This window comes from Arcobacter sp. AHV-9/2010 (assembly GCF_004116575.1).
GTDB classification, from domain to species: Bacteria; Campylobacterota; Campylobacteria; order Campylobacterales; family Arcobacteraceae; genus Aliarcobacter; species Aliarcobacter skirrowii.
This window is the reverse complement of the sequence record NZ_PDKH01000005.1, coordinates 65065-86106: the sequence shown is the minus strand read 5'-3', so window position 1 is coordinate 86106 and position 21042 is coordinate 65065. Positions and strand designations below refer to the sequence as shown.

Genomic DNA, 21042 nt, shown 5'->3' with positions numbered 1-21042 from the left:
TTTTCTATTAATTAATGAGCAAATTTTATAAATAGTTCTATTTATGCACAATATAGTAAAATTCCACCATGTTTATTCACCTTGATTTAGATTGCTACTTTGTCTCTGCTCATAGAACTATTGATAAAACTCTATTAAATATTCCAGTTGCGGTTGGAGGAAAGAGTAATGTTGATATTTTTTCAAATAAAAGGGTTCATAGAAAAGTTGCAACAAACCGTGCTAGTTTTTCAAGTAAGATTTTAGATAGTTCAACTGTTGAAGATAGAGACTATTTTGTAGATGAAAATGGAAAGATTAGAGGAATTATAACAACTGCATCTTATGAAGCAAGAGCTTATGGAGTAAAAACAGCCATGAGTGTAAATGAGGCATTAAGGGTTTGTCCAAAATTAAAAATGATAAAACCAAATTTTGAGTTATATGATAATTTGTCAAATAATTTAAAAAATCTTTTAGAGCTTGAAATTCCACTAATTGAGCAATTTTCAATAGATGAGTTTTTTGGAGATTTAAGTGGATATATAAAAGAGGATGAGGCTTTTTATTTTGCTAAAAAATTAAAAGAAAAAATTGAAAAAGAGTTGGATCTTCCAGTTTCTATTGGAGTTGCACCAACAAAATATCTATCAAAACTTATGACAGATTTTGCAAAACCAAATGGAATTAAAGTTTTAAAACAAAATGATATAGAAAATTTCACAAAAGATATTGAAATATCAAAATTTACAGGTATTGGAAAATCTTTTGTTGAAAAACTATATGGTTATAATATTAAAACTTTAGGAGATATTAGAAAAAACAGAACTCTTTTTTACTCTTGGGGTAAAGTTGGAATTGATACATACAATAGAGTTTGTGGAATTAGAGATAATAGTTTAACAATAAATAAAGAGAGAAAATCCCTTGGAATTGGAAGAAGTTTTGATCCAATTTTAAGTAGAGATGAACTTAAAAGAAGAGTTATGATTTTAAGCAGATACCTTAGTTTTATTGTAAATAAAGAGGGTTATAATCCTTTGTCATATCAGTTGCAAATAAGATATGAGTACAATACAAAATCAAAATCACAATTAAATACAAATACAATTTTTAATGAATTTGATTTTAAAAACTCTATGCAAGAACTATTTTTAAAAGCAGATATACATAGAAATTATAGAGTTGTGCAACTTTATATAAGTGTATTTAATTTTGCAAAACAAAATAGTCATACATATAATCTTTTTGAGTATGAAGATGATTTAAAAAAAGAGAAATTAACTAATAAACTTCAAAGCTTAAGAGAGAAGTTTGGAGTTGATATTGTAAAAAATGGTTCAGAGATAATCTAAAATAGATTCTTTTTTCGATACAATCACAAAAAATTTCAAGGAATAAGTTTGAAACAAAAACCTATAATTTCATATTTTTATGGTCTTTTTGCAGTTTGGTTTGTAGCTTCTATTTTATTATATCTGTATGGTGGATTTTTTGCACTATATCAAGGTACTATTTTATCAGTTTTGGAGCTTAGTCTATCTTTTGATAATGCTGTTGTAAATGCAACAATTTTAGCAACAATGGCAGTTGTTTGGAGAAAAAGATTTCTTATTTGGGGTATGATTATTGCTGTTTTTGGTGTTAGATTTGTATTTCCTATTTTAATTGTATATTTCTCTACTTCAATGGGACTTGTTGACTCTTTTAATTTAGCAATTAATAATCCAAGTGAGTATGAAAAAATCATCCAAAGCTCTCATCATATAATTATGTCTTTTGGTGGAATGTTTTTATTGATGCTATTTTTAAAGTTTATTTTTGATGAGAATAAAGATGTTCATTGGATTAAATATATTGAAAATATTGCTGTTAAGTTATCAAAAGTTGGTGATATTAAAGCTTTGTTTGTTATGTTTTTAATGTTAGCAATTACTTATATAGCACCAAATGAAGTTGTTATGGGTGAAAAATTGGTAACTATAAATAAACTAGAGATTTTAGTTCCAATGATTGTTGGTGTTATTGCTTTTTATTTGCTTGAACTTCTAAAAGGTTTTATAGAGTTAAGAAGTGAAAATCACAAGAGTAGAGATACTAAAATTACAGAGTTAAGTGGTGGATTTATCTCATTTATGTATTTAGAGATGATAGATATGAGCTTCTCACTTGATGGTGTTTTAGGGGCTTTTGCTATTACTCAAAATGTTATAATTATTATGCTTGGACTTGGAGTTGGAGCGATGGCTGTACGAAGTCTTACAATTTATATGGTAGAAAAAGATGTTGTCGCTAAATATATCTATTTAGAACACGGAGCTATGTGGTCAATTGGACTTCTATCTTTATCTATGTTAATACAGATTTTTTATCATCTACCACCAATGCTAATTACAACTTTTGCAATAGTTCCAATATCTTTAGCATTTATGCACTCAATTTATAAAAACAAAGAGTTTATTTTAGACAATGAAAATAGCACTAGCGACCACAAATAGAGTCGCTAGTTAAAACAACTCTATCATTTTTGATACTTCATCAACTGCAAAAACTTTTATTCCTAAATCCTGTTTTATTTTTTGAGCAACAACAGCTTTTTTAATTCCTTGAGCACTTGCCTCTTTTAGTCTTATATCCAAAGAGTAAACATCTTTTATCTCACCTGTTAAGCTAACCTCTCCAATAAATACAGACTCTTTTGAAATAGGTCTATTTCTAAAAGAGCTTATAATTGAGGCAATTACAGCTAAATCAGCACTGCTCTCTTTAATTTTTATTCCACCACTAATATTTACAAAAACATCATAGTTGTTTAGTGGTAAATCTAGTTTTTTCTCTAAAAGTGCCAAAAGCATAGTAAGTCTATTTGCATCAAATCCTGTTGCACTTCTTTTTGGATTTGGATAGGTACTCTCTGTTACAAGTGCTTGAACTTCAAGAATAATTGCACGACTTCCCTCCATAGAGACTGTTAAGCTTGAACCACTTTGGCTTTTATTTTTATCAAAAAATTTACTAGCAATATCTTTAGCACTTATAAGTCCCTCAGCAGTCATTTCAAAAATTCCAATTTCACTTGTACTTCCAAATCTATTTTTAAAGCCTCTTAGCATTCTAATTTCCCTGCTAGCTTCTCCTTCAAAGTATAAAACAGTATCAACCATATGCTCCAAAACTCTAGGTCCTGCAATACTTCCATCTTTTGTGATATGTCCAATTATAAACATAGCAATATTTGACTCTTTTGCTTTTCTCATAAGCTCAAAAGTAATCTCTCGAACCTGTGAAACACTTCCAGGGCTTGAGTTTAAAAGGCTTGAGTATATTGTTTGAATAGAGTCAATTATACACACTTCATAGTTCTCTCTTAGTAACTCATCCATAATCTCTTCAAGTTTTATTTCACTAAGTAAAAATAAGTTTTCGCTATTTGCATCAAGTCTATTTGCTCTTAATTTTATCTGACCAGCACTCTCTTCTCCTGATACATAAAGTACTTTTTTACCACTTTTGGCAATACTTCCAGCTACTTTTAATAAAAGCGTTGATTTTCCAACTCCTGGGCTTCCACCAATAAGTGTTAAACTTCCAGGAACAACACCACCTCCTAAAACCAAATCAAACTCATAGTTAAAAGATGAGAATCTTTCTACATCATCTTGCTTTATATCTGTAATTGGTCTTGCTTTTGAAGCTTCACTGCTTGCTTTAATAGTCTGTTTTAATACCTCTTGTTGATCTGCATTTAGTTCTAAAAAACTATCCCAAGAGTCACAATTTGGACATTTTCCAAGCCACTTGCTAGATTGCTCACCACAATGTTGACACTCAAATAGTGTATTTTTTTTCTTTGCCATAAAAAACCTTTTAAAATTTGAGTGATTCTATCGAAAATATTTTAAAAAGAGTAAAAATATTGCAAAGTGTAATCTTATTCTTAGTACAATTTGTAAATTTTTTTAAGGTTTAATATGATTTTATATATTCATGGTTTTTCAAGCTCAGGTTTTGGAAAAAAAGCATTAGAGTTTAAAGAGTATTTTAAAGATGATTTAATACACCCTTCACTTCCTACTATTCCAAAATTAGCAATTAATAATTTAGAACAAATAATTGAGGCTTTTTTAAGATTAAATCAAAATGTTCATTTAATTGGTTCATCTTTGGGTGGATACTATTCACTATATTTAGCAAATAAGTATAATTTAAAAGCTGTTTTAATAAATCCAGCAATAAAACCTCTAAATAGTTTAAGTCGCTATGAAGGTGCAAACTATATAAAAAACTATTTTGATGGTTCAAAGTTTGAATTTACGAAAGAGCACATAGACTCTTTAAAAGATTATGAAATAGAAGAGCTTAAAAATCCTAAAAATATCTTTACTCTTTTGCAAAGTGGTGATGAAGTTTTGGATTATAAAATTGCAGAAAATATTTTAAAAAATACAAATTTAATAGTAGAAGAGGGTGGTAATCACTCTTTTGAAAATATAGGTAAATATTTTCAAAAGATAGAGAGTTTTTTAGAGTAAAATCTTATTAAAAGTTTATTTTCATTCTATAGTATCTTGGAAAAATTCCTTTTATACTCTCATCAATTTCAAGAGGAAAAACATTTTGTATCTGCTCTTTTATCATATCATAATTATAAATGCTACCATCTACAAAAATTAATTCCTCATATCCACCATCTTTTAAGATAGTTACTCGAATATTTACATGTTTACCTTTTTCTAAAGTAGAAGATGGGATATTCTTTTTGATATTTTCATAAACTTTATTTCTAAAATTAGTAAATAGTTCACTAGATTTTTTTACATCAATGCTATTTTCATCTCTTTTGTAGTTTTTAGGAACTTTTTTTTGCTCTTCATTTTCTATTATGTTAAAAGATATCTCATCATCTTTATTTTTTTGCTCTTGTGTATCTTCACTTAACTTTGTTTCTTCAACAACTTCAGCTTTTTCTTCTAATCTTTGAGTTATATCCTCTTTTTCTAAAGAGTTAAAATCACTATTAGAGATCTCTTTATTTAACTCTTCTTCAATTAAACTCTCTTCTTCTAACTCTTCTGAAATTTCTTTATTTGAAATATCTTCATTTCTAATTGATAATATTTTTTCTCTTGAGTAGTTTAAGTAGTTGTTATTGGAATTTAACTCTTCAATATTATGTCTAGTTTGAATATTTCTTAGCTCAATTTTTTCTTGAGTTTGAATATCTGTAAATAAAGACTCTTTTATCTCTTCATATAGATTTTTAAAAAATCTATTCTCTTTTGAAACAGCAGTTGTAACAGGCTCTTTGGTTTCATTGTTATCTTTAAAAACAAAAAAATAGATTGCATAAATAACTACTAAAATTAAAGATATTAGTAGTAAATCTTCAAAAAACCCCTTAACTTTTTTTTGTTTTTTCATAACTTCCCCTTATTCTTCTTTTAAATATATCTCATCAAGCAAACTATCAACAAATGAATCAGCACTAAATTCAATTAAATCATCCTCTTTCTCTCCAACTCCTATATAAAAAATTGGAAGTTCTAGTTGGTTTGATATTGAAAATAGTGCTCCACCTTTTGCTGTTCCATCAAGTTTTGTAACAATAATCCCATCAACTTTTACCATCTCATTAAAAGCTTTTGCTTGAGCTATGGCACTGTTTCCTTGTGTTCCATCAAGAATCATGATTTTTAAAAATGGTTTGTTGTTTAGTGCTTTTTCACAAATTCTAACTATTTTTTTCAACTCATTGTTTAGATTTGTTTGTGTTTGAAGCCTTCCTGCTGTATCAATTATTACATTATCAATACCTCTTGAGATTGCTGAATTTATTGTATCAAATGCAACAGCACTTGAATCGTGACCTTGCTTTGTTTTGATTATTGGAATATCAAGTCTGTTTGCCCAAGAGCTTAATTGCTCAATTGCAGCTGCTCTAAATGTATCTCCAGCTCCTAAAATAACACTCTTTCCATCTTTTTTTAATCTAGCAGCAAGTTTAGCAATAGTTGTAGTTTTACCAGCTCCATTAACCCCAATTATAAGTCTTACAAAAGGTTTTTCAAATTTTGTAAAATCAACATCAACGCTATGTTCAAAAAGCATTACAAGTCTATGTCTTAGCTCTTTTCTTGAAATCATAGCTGGAAGTCCATTCATAGCTTTTTCAATAATCTCATACTCAACATCAGCTTCTATTAAAAGCTCTTCAATATCTTCAAAACTAATCTTCTCTTTTTTTTGTGGAACAATAGTTTTTATAGATGAAAAGGTTTTATCTAAAGCTTTAGCTAAAAAGCTTTTATTTTCAGTTTCTGTTAAACTATTTTTATCTTTTTTTAAAAATCCAAACATTTTATCTCTCTAATAATTTTTTAATTTTAATATCTAACATCTCTGTTGGAGCTATTCCTGTAATTGTTTCAAATATATTACCCTCTTTATCCAAAATAAAAAGTTTTGGAATTGCTTTTATTCCACCTAACTCTTTTGCTAACTCAATTCCATTTGAAGAGTTTGTAATAGGATGGTTTATATCATACTTTGTAATAAATTGAAGAAGCTCTTCATCTGATTTTAAATCTTCAAGTAAAATTCCAATTATAATAATATCATTTTGAAATGTATCTTGTAGTTTTACTAAATTTGAAAATTGAGCCTTACAAGCTGGACACCATGTAGTAAAGAAGTTTAAAAGAACTATCTTATTGTCGCTATTTTCTAATAAAATTTTATTATCTTTTATAGTTATATTAATTGTAGAGTTATCTGTAGTTTTTAAAGAGTATTTTTTTAACTCCTCAACTTTTTTAATCTCCTCTTTTGGTTTATTCTCACATGCTGTAAAAAATATTGATATAAAAATTATAAAAATAGATAAAATTTTAAACTTCATTTCAATTCCTTTAGGTAAAATTGTTAATTAGGTAGTGATTTTACCTAAGAGAGGCTTAAATGATAACAAATCAAAAGAGCAGTTTTAGAAAGTTGTGTTTAAAAAGATTAAAATCTATTGCACAAAATTCAAGATACTCAAAAAGTAAATTAGTTGTTAATAATTTAAAAAAAATTATCAAAAAATATAATGCAAACAATATAATGCTCTATTTGCCTTTAGATTTAGAGGTAGATATTAAGCCTTTAATTCAAGAGCTAAGAATGAATAGAAAAAATATTTATGTCCCTTATATGTTTGAAGATAGCTTTAAAATTGTAAAGTATAGGTTACCTTTAAATAAAAAAAGCTTCAACATAAAAGAGCCAAACAATTCATTTATAAAACCACCAAAAATAGATTTGGCAGTTGTTCCAATAGTTGGTGTTGATAAACTCAATAAAAGAATTGGTTTTGGAAAAGGTATGTATGATAGATTTTTTGATAGATTAGATTATAAACCTACAATAATATTTACTCAATTAGTACTTTGTAAAAGTGAAGAGATTTTAAGTGATAATTACGATATACAAGCAGATTATATAATTACTGGGTAGGTTAAAATGGAGAGTATAATATTAGCAATAGTTGTAGCTTTTTTAAGTTCTGCAATTACTGTTTTTGTTGTGAGAAAAATACATAAAGCAAAGATTGAAGTATTTATTGAACAAGCAAAAGCAAAAGCAAGAATAATTGAGCATGAAGCTGAAGTTGCACTAAAAGACGCTCAGCTAAAAGCAAAGTTTGAGTGTGATAGAGAGTTTAAAAATGCTAGAAAAGAGTATGAAAATATGCTCTTTAAAATAGAGAAAAAAGAGAAAGATTTAAATGAGCATTTAGAGAGCGAATTAAAAGCTATAAAAAGAGAAAAAGAGCAAATTGAAGATAACAATAGAAGAATAAAAACTCTAAAAGATGGATTGGAAGAGCAAAAAAAGGTTTATGAACAAAAAACTTTAGAAGCTATGAAAATCTTAGAAAATGGTTCTGGGCTTACAAAAAGTGAAGCAAAAGAGTTAATGCTAAAAAAAGTTGAAGAGGATTCACGAGCTACAATATCTTCAATATTTAGAAAAAAATATAAACTTGCTGAACAAAACTCAAAGCAAGAGATTAATAATATTTTATCACAGGCGGTTACTAGATATGCAGGAGAGTTTGCAGCAGAGAGACTTATAAATAATATTCCTTTAAATGATGAAGAGACAAAAGGGAAGATTATTGGTAAGGAAGGAAGAAATATTAAAGCTCTTGAGATGCTTTTAGGTGTTGATATTATTATTGATGATACACCAAATACAATTACAGTTTCATCTTTTAATCTATACAGGCGTGCAATTGCAACAAAAACGATTCAAGAGCTACTTGAAGATGGAAGAATTCAACCAGCAAGAATTGAAGAGATTTATAAAAAAGTAAAAGCTGAATTTGATAAAAATATTCAAAAAGAGGGCGAAGATGTTGTTATGGAGCTTGGAATTAAATCTATGCATTCTGAGCTTATTAAACTTGTTGGAAGATTAAGATATAGAGCCTCTTATGGACAAAATGCACTTGCACATACACTTGAAGTTGCTCATTTAGCAGGTCTTATTGCTGCACAAATGGGTGGAGATGCAATACTTGCAAGAAGAGCTGGACTTATGCATGATATTGGAAAGGCTTTAACTCATGAAGCTCCTGGAAGTCATGTTGATTTAGGTGCTGATATTTGTAAAAGATATGGGGAGTGTGAAACTGTTATAAATGCAATTTATGCTCATCACGGTCATGAAGAACCAATAAATGTAGAATCAGCTGCCGTTTGTGCAGCAGATGCACTAAGTGCCGCAAGACCAGGTGCAAGAAGAGAGGTTTTAGAGAGCTTCTTAAAGCGGGTTGAAGAGATTGAAAATATAACTACAAGTAAAATTGGAGTTACAAATGCGTATGCTATAAATGCTGGACGAGAGGTTCGAGTTATAGTAAATGCAGATCTTGTAAATGATGATGAAGCAGTTTTATTGGCAACAGAGATAGCAAAAGAGATTGAAGAGAAAGTTCAATATCCAGGTGAGATAAAAATAAATGTAATAAGAGAGTTAAGAGCTGAAAGTTACGCTAGATAATCTATAAAAGGCAAAAATATGAAAGAAGCAAAACCAACAACAAAAATAATAGCAGGTGCCTACAAAGGAAAAGTTTTAGATTTACCATCTCTTGATGTTACAAGAAGTTCAAAGGCTGTTTTAAAAGAGTCAGTTTTTAATGTTTTGCAATTTGATATTATTGATAAGATATTTATAGAGTCATTTGCTGGAAGCGGTTCTATTGGACTTGAAGCAATAAGTAGGGGAGCAAAGAGAGCTTATTTTATAGAGCTTGATAAGAACTCTTACTCAATTTTATTAAAAAATTGTAAAAAAGTTGATATTGAAAAGTGTCAAACAATCCAAGGAAATGCCTTTGTTCAAACACCTTTAATTTTAGATTTTTTAAAGAACTCTAAAGATGAGATAGTTTTATATGTGGATCCACCTTTTGATTATAGAGATGGAATGGAAGATATTTATGATAAATCTTTTAGAATGATTGAAAATATAGAGTCAAATAATATTTTTAAAATCATAATTGAGCATGAGTCAAAACTTGAAGTTCCAAAGATTTTAGGAAAATTTAGTTTAGAAAAAACTAGAAAATTTGGTAAAAGTTCACTATCTTATTATAGCTATACTATTTAATGTTTAGATTTGCTTTTATTTTGTTGATAACTGTTAGTTTAGCAATGTTTATTTTGCCAATTTTTTATACAGTTTCACCATATGAGTTAGATCCACAAAAAATTCTTTTAGCTCCTAGTTTTGAGCATATTATGGGAACAGATAGATTAGGAAGAGATATTTTTGCTAGAGTTTTACAAGGTGGTCAAACTTCACTTATTATTGGATTTTTGGCGGCTAGTTTTTCATCTTTTTTAGGACTAATTGTAGGAATTACAGCTGGTTATTTTAAAGGAAATGTTGATAAAGCAGTTACAATTATAATTGATCTTTTTTTAACTTTTCCAACATTCTTTCTGCTTTTAGCACTGGTTTCATATATTGAGGCAAACACTCTTATTTTAATTGTTGTTATTTCAATAACAGGTTGGATGGGAATGTCAAGAATGATAAGAAGTGAGAGTTTTGCACTATCAAATAAACCATTTATCAAGATTTTAAAAGTATCAGGTGTGAGTAAAACAAAAATTATTTTAAAATATTTTGCTCCACTTTTAGCACCTATTTTTTTAATCTCTTTTTCATTTGGTGTTGCTGGTGCAATTTTGGCTGAATCAGGGCTTTCATTTTTGGGACTTGGGATTAATCCTCCACAAATGAGCTGGGGAAGTTTGTTAAGTGATGGGAAAACTGTAATAGATATTGCTTGGTGGGTTAGTTTTTTCCCTGGGCTTATGATATTTATTATAACTTTTTGTCTAATTCAAATAAGTGATTATCTGCAAAATATGGCAAATAAAAAAGAGCTTGTAAAAAATTAGATTTTTACAAGCAATTTATCAAGCCATGATGTACTTAAAACTCTTTTTGCAAAACCTAATATATATGTAGCTTTTGTTACATAGTATCTTGGTTTTGGCTTAGTAGAGTTTAAAATTTTTAAAACAACTTTTGCAACGCTTATTGGTGGAAGTGTAAAAGCTCCTTTATCATCACTACTTTCAAGTCTTGCTCTTAGTTCACTCTCATAAGAACTTTTCCAGAAACTACTTTTTATATCAATTTTTTCTTTAAAATTTTTTAAAGAGTTTTCTCTAAATTTTGATGTAACAGGACCTGTATTTATTGTGCTTACAAATATATTGCTATTTAAAGTTTCAAGTCTTAAAGTATCACATAATCCTTCAATTGCATATTTACTAGCATTATAAGCTCCTCTAAATCTTAAAGAGATAATTCCCAAAACTGAGCTGTGCTGAATTATTTTTCCATACCCTTGAGCTCTAAATATCTTCATAGCTTGAGCTGTAAGCTCATGAAGTCCAAAGAAGTTTGTATCAAAAAGCTCTTTTAAATCATCAGTTTTTATATCTTCAATAGCTCCTGGAATTGCAAAACCAGCGTTATTAAAAACAGAATCAAGTTTTTTATCCTCTTTTAAAATTTCATTTAGAGCAAAAGTTATTTCATCTTTTTTTGTAACATCAATCTTAAAAGTTTTGAAACCTAAATTTTTTAAAATCTCTACATCTTTTTCACATCTTGCACTTGCATAAACTTTAATATTGTTGTTTTTTAAAAATAGTGCAGTTTCAAGTCCAATACCACTTGAACAACCTGTAATTAGTATATTTTTCATAAGATTCCTAATAAAATTTTGGCTATTATACCCAAAACTAATTTTGGAATTTAAATGACACAAAAAGATATAGAATTAAAAGAGCTTTTGGATATTGAAGTTAATAGTAGAAACAATATTTTTGAAGTAAGCTATGAAAAACCAGATCCATTAATTGTTGCAAAAAGACAAAATTGTCACTATGCTATTTTACTTTGTGCTTTGTTTGCTTATGGAAATGCAAGATTAATAGTTAAATTTTTGGATAGTTTGGATTTTTCACTACTAGATAAAAGTGATGAAATTATAGAAAAAGAGTTAAAAAATCACTACTATAGATTTCAAAATAGCTCGGATGTGATAGCTGTATTTAAAACTTTTAAAAGATTAAAAGATAAAAGTAATTTAGAAGAGTTATTTTATGAAGCTTATAAAAATGAAAATAGTGTTTTAGAGGGTATTGATTTTGTTATAAAAAAGATTAAAGAGGAGTCAAATTACTCATCTGCTGGATTCGATTTTTTAGTTGGAAATAGTTTTAAAAGAGATAAAAATGGAGATATAAAAGAGTCAAACTCTCCATATAAAAGATGGAATATGTATCTTAGATGGATGGTAAGAGATGATAATATAGATCTTGGACTTTGGAAAAATATAGATAAAAAAGATTTGATTTTACCTTTAGATACTCACACTTTTAAAGTTTCACAAAAATTAGGACTTCTAAAAAACAAGAGATATAATCTAAAATCAGCTTTAGAAATAACAAAAAAATTAAAAGAGTTTGAAGCTAATGATCCTATAAAATATGATTTTGCAATTTATAGATTAGGTCAAGAGAAGATTTTTTAAGTGGTACCAATACGAAGAATATCTTCCATATTTAGATCCGTGTGGTCATACAAACAATGAAACTGGAATGGTAACCTAATTTCAGTTATCTATTTATGAATGGTAAAGAAAAATTAAAAAGTTTTTATTTATTAAATGAAAAAAATCAAATTCACTATGGATACTTTGCTTTGGATAAAGTGGCAATTAGTTCGAACTATATTGACAACTCTGATTTAATCAAACTAAAATTCTAGGAGATAAAAACCTTATTGATGAAGAAACTATTACTTTAATTGAAGATTCTCAAAGTGGCATCATTGGACTTATATTAAGAAGTGAGTATCTTTTAGAATATGCTTATATTTTGCCTTATGAAAAACTATTTTCTGGTTCTTATTTAAAACTATTACAAGAGATTGAGAAAAAAAGGGTACTAATACAACCTGACTTTTACTCTCAATTATAAAATATTTTTTAGAGTTAAGCAAAAATTTCTTTCCATTTATTAACTCTTTTAGTAGCACCATCTTTCCATAGACTTCTAAGTGCATTGGGAGATGGTGAAAATAGAATATCTACTTGATAATTCTTAGAATTGATTTCAATGAAATATTTTTTTTGTTTTGAATTAATAGTTCTATGACAAATTTCTTTAGAAAATTTATCTCTAAGATATTTTGTCATAAAAAACTTCACTCCACCATTACCACTTGTATAAATTAAAGAATCAATAGTTGGATACTTTTTTAAAATATCAACTATATCTAAAAATTCAATCACATCTAAATCTTTATCTAAAGAACTTCCATTTTTTCTTAGTGTTTTTTTTACAATATCACAAATTCCAATTTTGTGATCAGTTAAAAACTGTTTTCTTTTATCTATTTCATCAGAGCTGTTTTTTTTCAAGAAATCTGTATGTGATATTTCTGATAAAAGATTCCAAAAAGCATTATCTTTACTTCCATAATAAAAGTTTACATCTGATTCAAATAAATTGTTTTTTGAGAATCTTTCCGGAGGAATAGTTCCAATAATTAATTTTGTCGCCTCTTCAGGTATAAACGGCTCAAAAGGGTGTATTTCTATAGACATTTAATATCCTTTTTTGTTTTATTATATAAAATATTAACTTCACGCAGCAAACTTATTGACTCCCTCATTAACTTCAAGTATCAATCTATCAAGTATCAGCATATTTTCATAAATAACACTTTGATGTTCTCCCTCAAGAAAATTGGTATGAGCTGTACTGATGTATATTTTTAGTAACTCATATTTTTCATCAAAATTTTTATGAAGTTGAAATACTCTTTTGAGTCTTGATGTTTTTGTAAGAGTAGTTTGATACTTCTTTATAAGTCCTGCCACCACAAGAACTCTTATATCTCTCATAAAAGCTATAGCACTGTCTAAACTCAAGTTTGGTATTTTTAAAATTTGTTTTTTTGTGAGGCTGTATCCACTGAGATGATTATCCTTTGGTATTGATTTTATGGTGCAAGAGAATTGTAACTTACACTAAGGACATCTTTTTGTCTCCCTTAAGTGGTACACTTTCTTTTACAAGGAGCCTCTAAAAATGGATACACTAAAATACACTATAGAACCTCTTAGTTATGACACTTTACACCAAACCATACTTTTAAGAGATACTGTTTTTTCTAATCTAAGCGAAGATGAAAAACAACTTTTAGAAGCGAGTCTTGATCCAAAAAAGTTCCACACTTCATTAGAAAACAACTCCATAGAATCTATGCAATACTGGATTATTTTTGATTCTTTTGCACAAAAAACCATAGGTATGGTTGGATTGTATTATGAAGTAGATTTTTCCCATATTGCTTGGCTTGGATGGTTTGCTGTTGATAAAAAATTTAGAAAAAACAAGCTAGGGAAAAAGCTCTTAGAGTTTGCTATAGAAAAAGCAAAAGAAAATAGTGCTAATGAGTTACATCTGTATAGTTGGGATTCAAAAGAGTATGCACCAGCGATTGAACTTTATAAAAAGTATCAGTTTACTTTTTATACCCCAAAGCACAAAACCTACAAAAGAGATATCTTTATGAAAAAGGTTTTATAGATGAAATCAAAAACATATAGCAAATATAAACGATTGCGATATTCTACAAAAGCTCTTCAAAAAGATATAAATATATAAGCTTAAATGGTTGTTTGTATTCGATATTATGGTAATTAAAGAAGATTTTTTAAGTGGTACCTGTAGTCGGAGTCGAACCGACACTCCCGAAGGAACCAGATTTTGAATCTAGCGTGTCTACCAATTTCACCATACAGGCATAATTTTTAAATTAAAAAAAGAGTTTATCTCAAAATAGATAAACTCTTTTACACTATAAAATAAGCGAACTTATTTTGCAACTGCTTCTTTTAAAGCTTTTCCAACTTTAAATTTAGCAACAGTTGTTGCAGGTACATTTACAGTTTTATCTGTTCCTGGAACTTTTGCAACTCTAGCAGCTCTTGAAGCAGTTGAGAATGTTCCAAATCCTATAAAGCTTACAGAATCTTTTTTAACTAAAGCTTCCGTTATAGTTTCTAAAACTGCATCAACTGCACCTTTTGCATCTTTTTTAGATAATCCCGCTTTTGCAGCAACTGCATCAATAAATTCAGCTTTGTTCATAGGGTAACTCCTCATATAAATTAAAATTTTAAAACTTTATTCTATTTAAACTTTAAGTTTCCTAAAAATATTATCAATTCAATGTTTTTATATAAAAAACTACTTAAAGGTACTTTTGATACTCAAAAGCCTGCAAGAATTCTCTAGTATAGCTACCTTTTTAACAAGCTCATGAATATTTCTATCATAAATATATACCCCAATTCCTTTTATAACTAAAAGATTATGTTCTGTTTTTTTTATCTCTTTTGTTATTTCAAGTGCACTTCTTTTACTCCAAGTTTTTAAATCTCCAGGATTATAAATCTCTAATTCTCCAAAAATCATTTTTCCAAGATAATCTTCAAAAACAATGTTATCATGAACCAATGTATAAGCAGTTGTATAAATAGGAGTTGCAAATGCAACATATTTTGCTTCATGTATATTTGTATAAATTGTTGAGTGAGTATATGAATCAAGACTTGCTATATTCCATCTATAGTCAACTTTATTCATATTTAAAGTACAAAATGATTTTTCATCAAGGTTATCAAACACTGCATCTTTTGAATTTATTACAAAGTGATCAAAATCTAATTTTGCAGATATTGCTCCTTGATATATTCCAAAAAAGTTTTTTGTAAACATTGATAGTGATAATTCTGATAGAAGTTTTATAGTATCTTGATTTAACATCTTATGCCTTAAATTATTTTTTGGTATGATACACCATTTTTAATAAAAGGATTAAATTGCAAGAAATTCCACATATTCCAGTTTTGTATAATGAAGTATTAGATGCTTTTAAAACTATCAACGATGGATTTATAATAGATTGTACAACAGGCTATGCAGGACATAGTAGTGGATTATTAAAGCAAAACGATAATATTAAATTAATCTGTAATGATCAAGATATAGAGGCTTTAGAATTTTCAAAAAAAAGATTAAAAGAGTTTGAAAAAAGAGTTGAATTTAGTTTTTCAAATTTTGAAAATGTAATATCAAATTTTAAAGAACATCCAATAAAAGGTATTTTAGCAGATATTGGTGTATCTTCTTTGCAGTTAGATAAACTTGAAAGAGGCTTCTCTTTTAACTCTGAAAATCTTGATATGAGGATGAATCAGTCTCAAAATTTAGATGCTTCAACTGTTGTAAATAGTTACACACAACAGCAGTTGGAAAATATATTAAAAGAGTATGGAGAGATAAAAGAGTATAAAAAAATTGCTAATTTAATTGTTTCAAATAGACCATTTTACAGTTCAAAAGAGCTTGCGGAATTTTTTTATAAAAAACTTCCAAAAGGAAAAATTCATCCAGCAACACTTATTTTTCAGGCAATAAGAATTGAGGTAAATGATGAGATTGGTGTTTTGATAAGACTTTTTGACTCTATTGAAAAGGCAAAATTTAAAAATTGTATAGTTGCTATCATATCTTTTCACTCACTAGAAGATAGAGTTGTTAAAAATTACTTTAAAAAATGGAGTCAAAGTTGTATATGTCCAGCAGCAGTATTTAGATGCGAATGTGGAAATAATAACTCTTTAGGAAAAGTAATAACTAAAAAACCAATTGTTGCAAGCTCTGAAGAGATAAAACAAAATCCTAGAAGTAGAAGTGCAAAATTAAGGATATTTAAATTTGATTAGTCTAAATAGTAAAAACTCTTTAAAAATAGCATATTTGATATTTTTTTTATCAATACTAATATTTTTTCCAAGAATTTATGTAAAAAATAATATCTACTATACAAGTAAGGATATAAATAGACTTTATGCACACTATGTAGCATTAAAAGAGGAGAATAGTTTTTTAAGTATGCAACTAGAAGAGTTAAAATTTAAAAATCAAGTTCTTGATTCAATGATTGTAAATCCTCTATTTGACGAAGAGTAACTAAAAAATAGTTACTCCTAAAACTCTACTTAAAACACTATTTTCACTATCATACTCTTCTAACTCTTTTCCTATTTCAAGAGTAGAGATTACAGTTTTTCCAACTATTTGTCTCTTTTCATTATTATCTTTATCTTTTAATTTTATACTCCAAATATTGTGAACTAAAAGTGGTTCACCATCTAAATTTCCAATATAAAGCATTATATGTCCTTGAAGATATACTAAAGTTGAGAATGGTTTTGCACTATTTTTTATAAATCTTTTTTTATCTTCATTTGATTTATCACTCAAATCAATATACTCTCCAAATGAAGTTTGAGTCTTTGAATTTCTTGCAATTAATTTTCCAAAAATAGAAAAATAGTCCTGAGTGAAGCTAGAACAATCTCTGTTTGTTAAAAGTCCACCCCAACCATAAGGCTCATTTAAAAACTCTTTTAGGGCTAATACTCTATTTTCTAAATTAAATTCAAGTGGAAAAGAGCTAACATAATCATCTTTTATATCTATAAAATCGATTCTTGCATTCATAAATCTATCTTTTGTTGCCACTAAATATCTGTTCTCTTTTTTAGGAAAAATTGTACTAGCTTTTATATATTCAATAAAATTTGGATTATAAATTGCAAAATCTTCTTTTATAGCAATAAAATAGTTTTCATTTTTAAACTCATTTATAAATTTATCATCAACAAAAGCAATATCATCTATTTTAATCCAACCATAAACAAATCCTGATTCAATAAAAGCCCAAGCTTTATCTTTTGAAAGATGAGAAACCATTAATGGAGAGTTTATTTTTAGAAGTGAATTTTGATTGTAATCAAATGGAAAACCTTCTCCTAGAGTTTGTGGATTTTTAAATATAGGTGATATTGTAGGAAAAACTCTTATATTTGTATTTTTTATTGTTATTGCTTTTTTATTTAGAGTATTAAACTCTTCAAAATTTGAGTTAATCTTCTCTTTTTCTAGCCATTTTGAGTCTATTTTAGAGAAGTTTTCTAAATATCTTGTAACATCTTTGATTGAAAATCCCCATAAAGCATCCTCTTTAGAGATACTAATTTTATCTTGTTCCCAAACTAAAAAATATTTTTTTAAAAACTCTTTGCTCTCTTTTTCTTGGTCAATTACACTATTTTTTGCCTTTTTTGAGAGTGATAAAAGTTCAATATCCTCAAGCTCAAAAATTGTTTGAGTCACTTTTTTATCACTAAAAATATAGAATAGAATAGATGCTAAAGCAATAAAAACTAATAAAATTTTCACTCTTTTACTAAAAAAACTTTTAATCATAAAACTACCTTTTTTATTTTATTTTACCATTTATAAAGTTATTTCAATATAATAGAGCTTTTAAAAAGAGGTGGGTTTTGTATAAGTTATCTATAAATAAAGATTTATTTGAAAAAATATATTTAAAAAAAGAGAAAACAGTAGTTAAACCAGCAACAACTTACTGGAAAAAAGAGTTATTTAATCCAAAAATAATTGATGATGCAATTTTTTATGAAATAAAAGATATAAAAAAATTGTTACTACAAAATAGTTTAGGAGAAGATAAGCCACAAATTGTAATTGAGTGTAATAAATTAGAGTACAAAAAAGATGACAATGTTTTTATATTTCATTTAGGAAGGATTTTGGAGCAAAAAAATATAGAAAATATTGAAGATGACAAAGATATTATTATAAAAAACTTGTTAAAAGAGAAAGAAGATTTAAGAAAAGTATTAGAAGAGTTAAAAAATATAGGATTAAAAAATAGCTAGATTATCTAGCTATTTTTACTATTTTATAATTATGTCTGCAATCTCTTTCATTGTATCTTCAGACATACCTTTTACTTGACCAACCATTAAAACCTTTTGAGTTCCACCATAAGTTCCATTTTGATAACCTTTTAAAGCAGCTATAAAATCCTCTTTTGACATATCTTTAATGATTTTAGATTTTCCACCTGGAGCTACTTTTTCTCCATTTGCACCATGACATGCAACACATTTTGCATAAGGATTTGCAAATGCAAATGTTGCTGCCAAAATTGTTGAAGCTATAACTATTTTTTTCATTTTTTCCCTTTTTTATGAAGTGATAAATTATAGATTAAACAAAATTAAAATTTGTTGATTTTTGTCAAGAAATAGTTAAAAAAGAGCTTAAGAGTAAAATAATTCAAGAGAGTTTTCTCTTGAATTAAAAATTATCCAATAATTTTATTTAGTGTTGCAGATGGTCTCATAACTTTTGAAGTTAATTCATCATTAAATAAGTAGTAACCACCTGTATTTGCAGGTTTTCCTTGAACTTCAGTAAGCTCTTTTACAATTTGAGCCTCATTTTCATTCATTGCTTTTGCAATTGGAGTAAACTCAGCTTTTAAATCAGCATCATCATTTTGTTTTGCTAACTCATCTGCCCAATACATTGCTAAATAGAAGTGGCTTCCTCTATTATCAATACTTCCAATTTTTCTAGCTGGAGATTTATCATTGATTAGGAATGTTCCAGTAGCTGCATCTAGAGTTTTTGCTAAAATAGCTGCTTTTTTATTATTTTGAGTATTAGCTAAGTGGTCAAATGAAGCTGCAAGTGCCATAAACTCACCTAAGCTATCCCATCTTAAATAGTTCTCTTCTTGAAGTTGTTGAACATGTTTAGGAGCACTTCCTCCAGCACCTGTTTCAAACAGTCCTCCACCATTCATAAGTGGTACAATTGATAACATTTTAGCACTAGTTCCAAGCTCTAAGATTGGGAATAAATCTGTATTATAATCTCTAAATACATTTCCTGTAACAGATATTGTATCAAGACCTTTTCTCATTCTATCAAGAGAGTATTGCATTGCATCATCAGGAGATTTAATAGATATTTCAAGACCACTTAAATCATGATCTTTTAAGTATTTTTCAACTTTTTCAATCATTTTAGCATCATGACCTCTATTTTTATCTAACCAGAAAACTGCAGGAGTATTTGATAATCTTGCTCTATTAACAGCTAGTTTTACCCAGTCTTTGATTGGCTCATCTTTAGTTTGGCACATTCTAAAAATATCACCATTATCAACATCAAAACTAAATACAGTCTCACCAGCTTTATTTGTTACAACTATTTTACCATCAGCAATTGCTTGGAAAGTTTTATCGTGACTTCCATACTCTTCAGCTTTTTTAGCCATTAATCCAACATTTGGAACTGTTCCCATAGTTTTTGGATCAAGTGCTCCATTTTTCTTACAATCATCAATAATAATTTGATATGTTGTAGCATAACATCTATCTGGAATCATAGCTAGAGTATCTTCTTCTTTATCCTCTTTGTTCCACATTTTTCCACCACCTCTAATCATAGCAGGCATAGATGCATCAATAATAACATCAGATGGAACATGTAAGTTTGTGATACCTTTTGCAGAGTTTACCATAGCAAGTCTTGGTTGCGAAGCATAAACAGCATCAATATCAGCTAAAATTTGAGCTCTAGTAGCATCATCAACTTGGTCTAATTTTGAGTATAAATCACCTAAACCGTTGTTAAAATTAACACCAATTTTTTCAAAAGTTGCACTATGTTTTGCAATTAAATCTTTGAAATATACTTTTACAGCAAATCCAAACATAATTGGATCAGATACTTTCATCATTGTAGCTTTTAGGTGAAGTGATAATAATACATCTCTTTTTTTAGCTTCATCAATACCTTTTTGATAGAACTCTTGTAAAGATTTTGCAGACATTTTAGTTGCATCAACAACTTCTCCTGCTTCTAAAGGTAATGAAGCTTTTAAAACTGTCTCTTTTCCATCTTTTGCTACAAAAGAGATTTTGAAATCATCCTCTTTTTCTAAAATAGTTGAAACTTCTGTTCCATAAAAATCATCAGCATTCATGTGTGCAACATCAGTTTTAGAATCTTTTGTCCAAACTCCCATTTTATGAGGGTTGTTTTTTGCATAGTTTTTAACAGCACTTGGAGCTCTTCTATCACTATTTCCTTCTCTTAATACTGGATTTACAGCACTTCCTAAAATTTTAGAGTATCTTGCAGTTACCTCTTGGCTTGCATCATAATTTGGAATATTATAACCTTTTGATTGAAGCTCAGCAATAGCTGCTTTTAGTTGAGGAATTGATGCAGAAATATTTGGTAATTTAATAATATTTGCATCTGGATTTTGAGTCATATCTCCAAGCTCAGATAGTGCATCACCAATTTTTTGCTCTGGTTTTAAGTTTTCAGGGAAAGCTGCAATAATTCTTCCAGCTAGTGAAATATCTTTTTGAACCATTTGTATACCAGAACTTTTTGTGAAAGCCTCTACGATTGGTAAAAAAGAGTATGTTGCTAAAGCTGGTGCTTCATCAACTTTTGTGTAAATAATTTGTGCCATTTTTCCATCCTAATTTTTAAAATATATTTTGGGATTGTA

At 28.1% G+C, this 21042-nt stretch carries 24 protein-coding genes and 1 tRNA gene; 12 read left to right on the top strand and 13 right to left on the bottom strand.

Annotated elements, in window-relative coordinates; all coding sequences use genetic code 11:
* Positions 1-68 precede the first annotated feature (68 nt).
* Both CRU94_RS08290 and CRU94_RS08285 read left to right on the top strand, forming a co-directional pair.
* On the top strand, positions 69-1334 hold the full coding sequence (locus tag CRU94_RS08290) for a Y-family DNA polymerase (protein WP_129106317.1): 1266 nt from the start codon (positions 69-71) through the stop codon (positions 1332-1334).
* Between the two features lie 48 nt (positions 1335-1382).
* The gene (locus CRU94_RS08285) at positions 1383-2477 is read left to right on the top strand and encodes a DUF475 domain-containing protein (RefSeq protein WP_129106316.1); all 1095 of its coding nucleotides are present in this window, start codon (positions 1383-1385) and stop codon (positions 2475-2477) included.
* A gap of 9 nt (positions 2478-2486) precedes the next feature.
* Here CRU94_RS08285 and radA read toward each other — a convergent pair whose 3' ends face one another.
* Positions 2487-3836 carry a DNA repair protein RadA gene (radA, locus tag CRU94_RS08280; RefSeq protein WP_129106315.1) on the bottom strand — a complete coding sequence of 450 codons (1350 nt, stop codon included), beginning with the start codon at positions 3834-3836 and terminating at the stop codon, positions 2487-2489.
* Positions 3837-3950: 114 nt separating this feature from the next.
* On the opposite strand from radA, the gene CRU94_RS08275 reads away from it, so the two are divergent.
* A complete protein-coding gene (locus tag CRU94_RS08275) occupies positions 3951-4511 on the top strand; it encodes a YqiA/YcfP family alpha/beta fold hydrolase (RefSeq protein WP_129106314.1) in 561 nt (186 codons plus the stop codon).
* 7 nt (positions 4512-4518) lie between these two features.
* Here CRU94_RS08275 and CRU94_RS08270 read toward each other — a convergent pair whose 3' ends face one another.
* Genes CRU94_RS08270 through CRU94_RS08260 form a run of 3 tightly spaced genes read right to left on the bottom strand, consistent with a single transcriptional unit; the run spans position 4519 to position 6877 of the window.
* Positions 4519-5400 (bottom strand): hypothetical protein, encoded by an 882-nt coding sequence (locus tag CRU94_RS08270; RefSeq protein WP_129106313.1) that lies wholly within the window; start codon positions 5398-5400, stop codon positions 4519-4521.
* Between the two features lie 9 nt (positions 5401-5409).
* A complete protein-coding gene (gene ftsY, locus CRU94_RS08265; protein WP_129106312.1) occupies positions 5410-6336 on the bottom strand; it encodes a signal recognition particle-docking protein FtsY in 927 nt (308 codons plus the stop codon).
* Between the two features lies 1 nt (position 6337).
* Positions 6338-6877: a TlpA family protein disulfide reductase gene (locus CRU94_RS08260; protein WP_129106311.1), complete on the bottom strand. Its 540-nt coding sequence runs from the start codon at positions 6875-6877 to the stop codon at positions 6338-6340.
* A 59-nt stretch (positions 6878-6936) separates the two neighbouring features.
* Here CRU94_RS08260 and CRU94_RS08255 point away from each other — a divergent pair, with 59 nt between their 5' ends.
* Genes CRU94_RS08255 through CRU94_RS08240 form a run of 4 tightly spaced genes read left to right on the top strand, consistent with a single transcriptional unit; the run spans position 6937 to position 10436 of the window.
* Entirely contained in the window at positions 6937-7473 is a 537-nt protein-coding gene (locus CRU94_RS08255; RefSeq protein ID WP_129106310.1) for a 5-formyltetrahydrofolate cyclo-ligase, read from the top strand.
* 6 nt (positions 7474-7479) lie between these two features.
* Complete coding sequence (gene rny / locus CRU94_RS08250) at positions 7480-9024, top strand: ribonuclease Y (protein WP_129106309.1); 1545 nt, start codon at positions 7480-7482, stop codon at positions 9022-9024.
* Positions 9025-9042: 18 nt separating this feature from the next.
* The gene (gene rsmD, locus CRU94_RS08245; protein ID WP_129106308.1) at positions 9043-9636 is read left to right on the top strand and encodes a 16S rRNA (guanine(966)-N(2))-methyltransferase RsmD; all 594 of its coding nucleotides are present in this window, start codon (positions 9043-9045) and stop codon (positions 9634-9636) included.
* Complete coding sequence (locus CRU94_RS08240; RefSeq protein ID WP_129106307.1) at positions 9636-10436, top strand: ABC transporter permease; 801 nt, start codon at positions 9636-9638, stop codon at positions 10434-10436. The genes rsmD and CRU94_RS08240 overlap by 1 nt, the downstream gene beginning before the upstream one ends.
* Here the strand turns inward: CRU94_RS08240 and CRU94_RS08235 are convergent.
* On the bottom strand, positions 10433-11254 hold the full coding sequence (locus CRU94_RS08235; RefSeq protein WP_129106306.1) for an SDR family NAD(P)-dependent oxidoreductase: 822 nt from the start codon (positions 11252-11254) through the stop codon (positions 10433-10435). The two genes, CRU94_RS08240 and CRU94_RS08235, sit on opposite strands and share 4 nt — an antisense overlap.
* A 54-nt stretch (positions 11255-11308) precedes the next feature.
* On the opposite strand from CRU94_RS08235, the gene CRU94_RS08230 reads away from it, so the two are divergent.
* Complete coding sequence (locus CRU94_RS08230) at positions 11309-12085, top strand: TIGR02757 family protein (protein ID WP_129106305.1); 777 nt, start codon at positions 11309-11311, stop codon at positions 12083-12085.
* A gap of 462 nt (positions 12086-12547) precedes the next feature.
* Here CRU94_RS08230 and CRU94_RS08225 read toward each other — a convergent pair whose 3' ends face one another.
* The gene (locus tag CRU94_RS08225) at positions 12548-13162 is read right to left on the bottom strand and encodes a uracil-DNA glycosylase family protein (RefSeq protein ID WP_129106304.1); all 615 of its coding nucleotides are present in this window, start codon (positions 13160-13162) and stop codon (positions 12548-12550) included.
* Between the two features lie 39 nt (positions 13163-13201).
* The gene (locus CRU94_RS08220; protein ID WP_164966582.1) at positions 13202-13441 is read right to left on the bottom strand and encodes a hypothetical protein; all 240 of its coding nucleotides are present in this window, start codon (positions 13439-13441) and stop codon (positions 13202-13204) included.
* A 208-nt stretch (positions 13442-13649) separates the two neighbouring features.
* On the opposite strand from CRU94_RS08220, the gene CRU94_RS08215 reads away from it, so the two are divergent.
* Positions 13650-14150: a GNAT family N-acetyltransferase gene (locus tag CRU94_RS08215; RefSeq protein ID WP_129106302.1), complete on the top strand. Its 501-nt coding sequence runs from the start codon at positions 13650-13652 to the stop codon at positions 14148-14150.
* 132 nt (positions 14151-14282) lie between these two features.
* On the opposite strand, the gene CRU94_RS08210 is transcribed toward CRU94_RS08215, so the two are convergent.
* From CRU94_RS08210 to CRU94_RS08200, 3 genes are all read right to left on the bottom strand, one after another.
* A tRNA-Leu gene (locus tag CRU94_RS08210) sits at positions 14283-14367 on the bottom strand.
* Positions 14368-14438: 71 nt separating this feature from the next.
* Entirely contained in the window at positions 14439-14714 is a 276-nt protein-coding gene (locus CRU94_RS08205) for an HU family DNA-binding protein (protein ID WP_129106301.1), read from the bottom strand.
* Positions 14715-14813: 99 nt separating this feature from the next.
* Positions 14814-15392, bottom strand: coding sequence for a class II aldolase and adducin N-terminal domain-containing protein (locus CRU94_RS08200; RefSeq protein WP_129106300.1), 579 nt, complete (start codon positions 15390-15392; stop codon positions 14814-14816).
* Positions 15393-15448: 56 nt separating this feature from the next.
* Between CRU94_RS08200 and rsmH the strand changes: the two genes are divergently transcribed.
* Both rsmH and CRU94_RS08190 read left to right on the top strand, forming a co-directional pair.
* On the top strand, positions 15449-16354 hold the full coding sequence (gene rsmH, locus CRU94_RS08195) for a 16S rRNA (cytosine(1402)-N(4))-methyltransferase RsmH (protein ID WP_129106299.1): 906 nt from the start codon (positions 15449-15451) through the stop codon (positions 16352-16354).
* On the top strand, positions 16347-16601 hold the full coding sequence (locus tag CRU94_RS08190; RefSeq protein WP_066161517.1) for a hypothetical protein: 255 nt from the start codon (positions 16347-16349) through the stop codon (positions 16599-16601). Before rsmH ends, CRU94_RS08190 begins: the two co-directional genes overlap by 8 nt.
* Here CRU94_RS08190 and CRU94_RS08185 read toward each other — a convergent pair whose 3' ends face one another.
* The gene (locus CRU94_RS08185; RefSeq protein ID WP_129106298.1) at positions 16602-17903 is read right to left on the bottom strand and encodes a C40 family peptidase; all 1302 of its coding nucleotides are present in this window, start codon (positions 17901-17903) and stop codon (positions 16602-16604) included.
* Between the two features lie 77 nt (positions 17904-17980).
* Between CRU94_RS08185 and CRU94_RS08180 the strand changes: the two genes are divergently transcribed.
* Positions 17981-18379, top strand: a complete 399-nt coding sequence (locus CRU94_RS08180; protein ID WP_129106297.1) for a hypothetical protein — start codon at positions 17981-17983, stop codon at positions 18377-18379.
* 18 nt (positions 18380-18397) lie between these two features.
* On the opposite strand, the gene CRU94_RS08175 is transcribed toward CRU94_RS08180, so the two are convergent.
* Together CRU94_RS08175 and CRU94_RS08170 are read right to left on the bottom strand one after the other, a co-directional pair.
* On the bottom strand, positions 18398-18679 hold the full coding sequence (locus CRU94_RS08175; RefSeq protein WP_129106296.1) for a c-type cytochrome: 282 nt from the start codon (positions 18677-18679) through the stop codon (positions 18398-18400).
* 131 nt (positions 18680-18810) lie between these two features.
* A complete protein-coding gene (locus CRU94_RS08170) occupies positions 18811-21003 on the bottom strand; it encodes an NADP-dependent isocitrate dehydrogenase (protein WP_129106295.1) in 2193 nt (730 codons plus the stop codon).
* Positions 21004-21042: the final 39 nt, after the last annotated feature.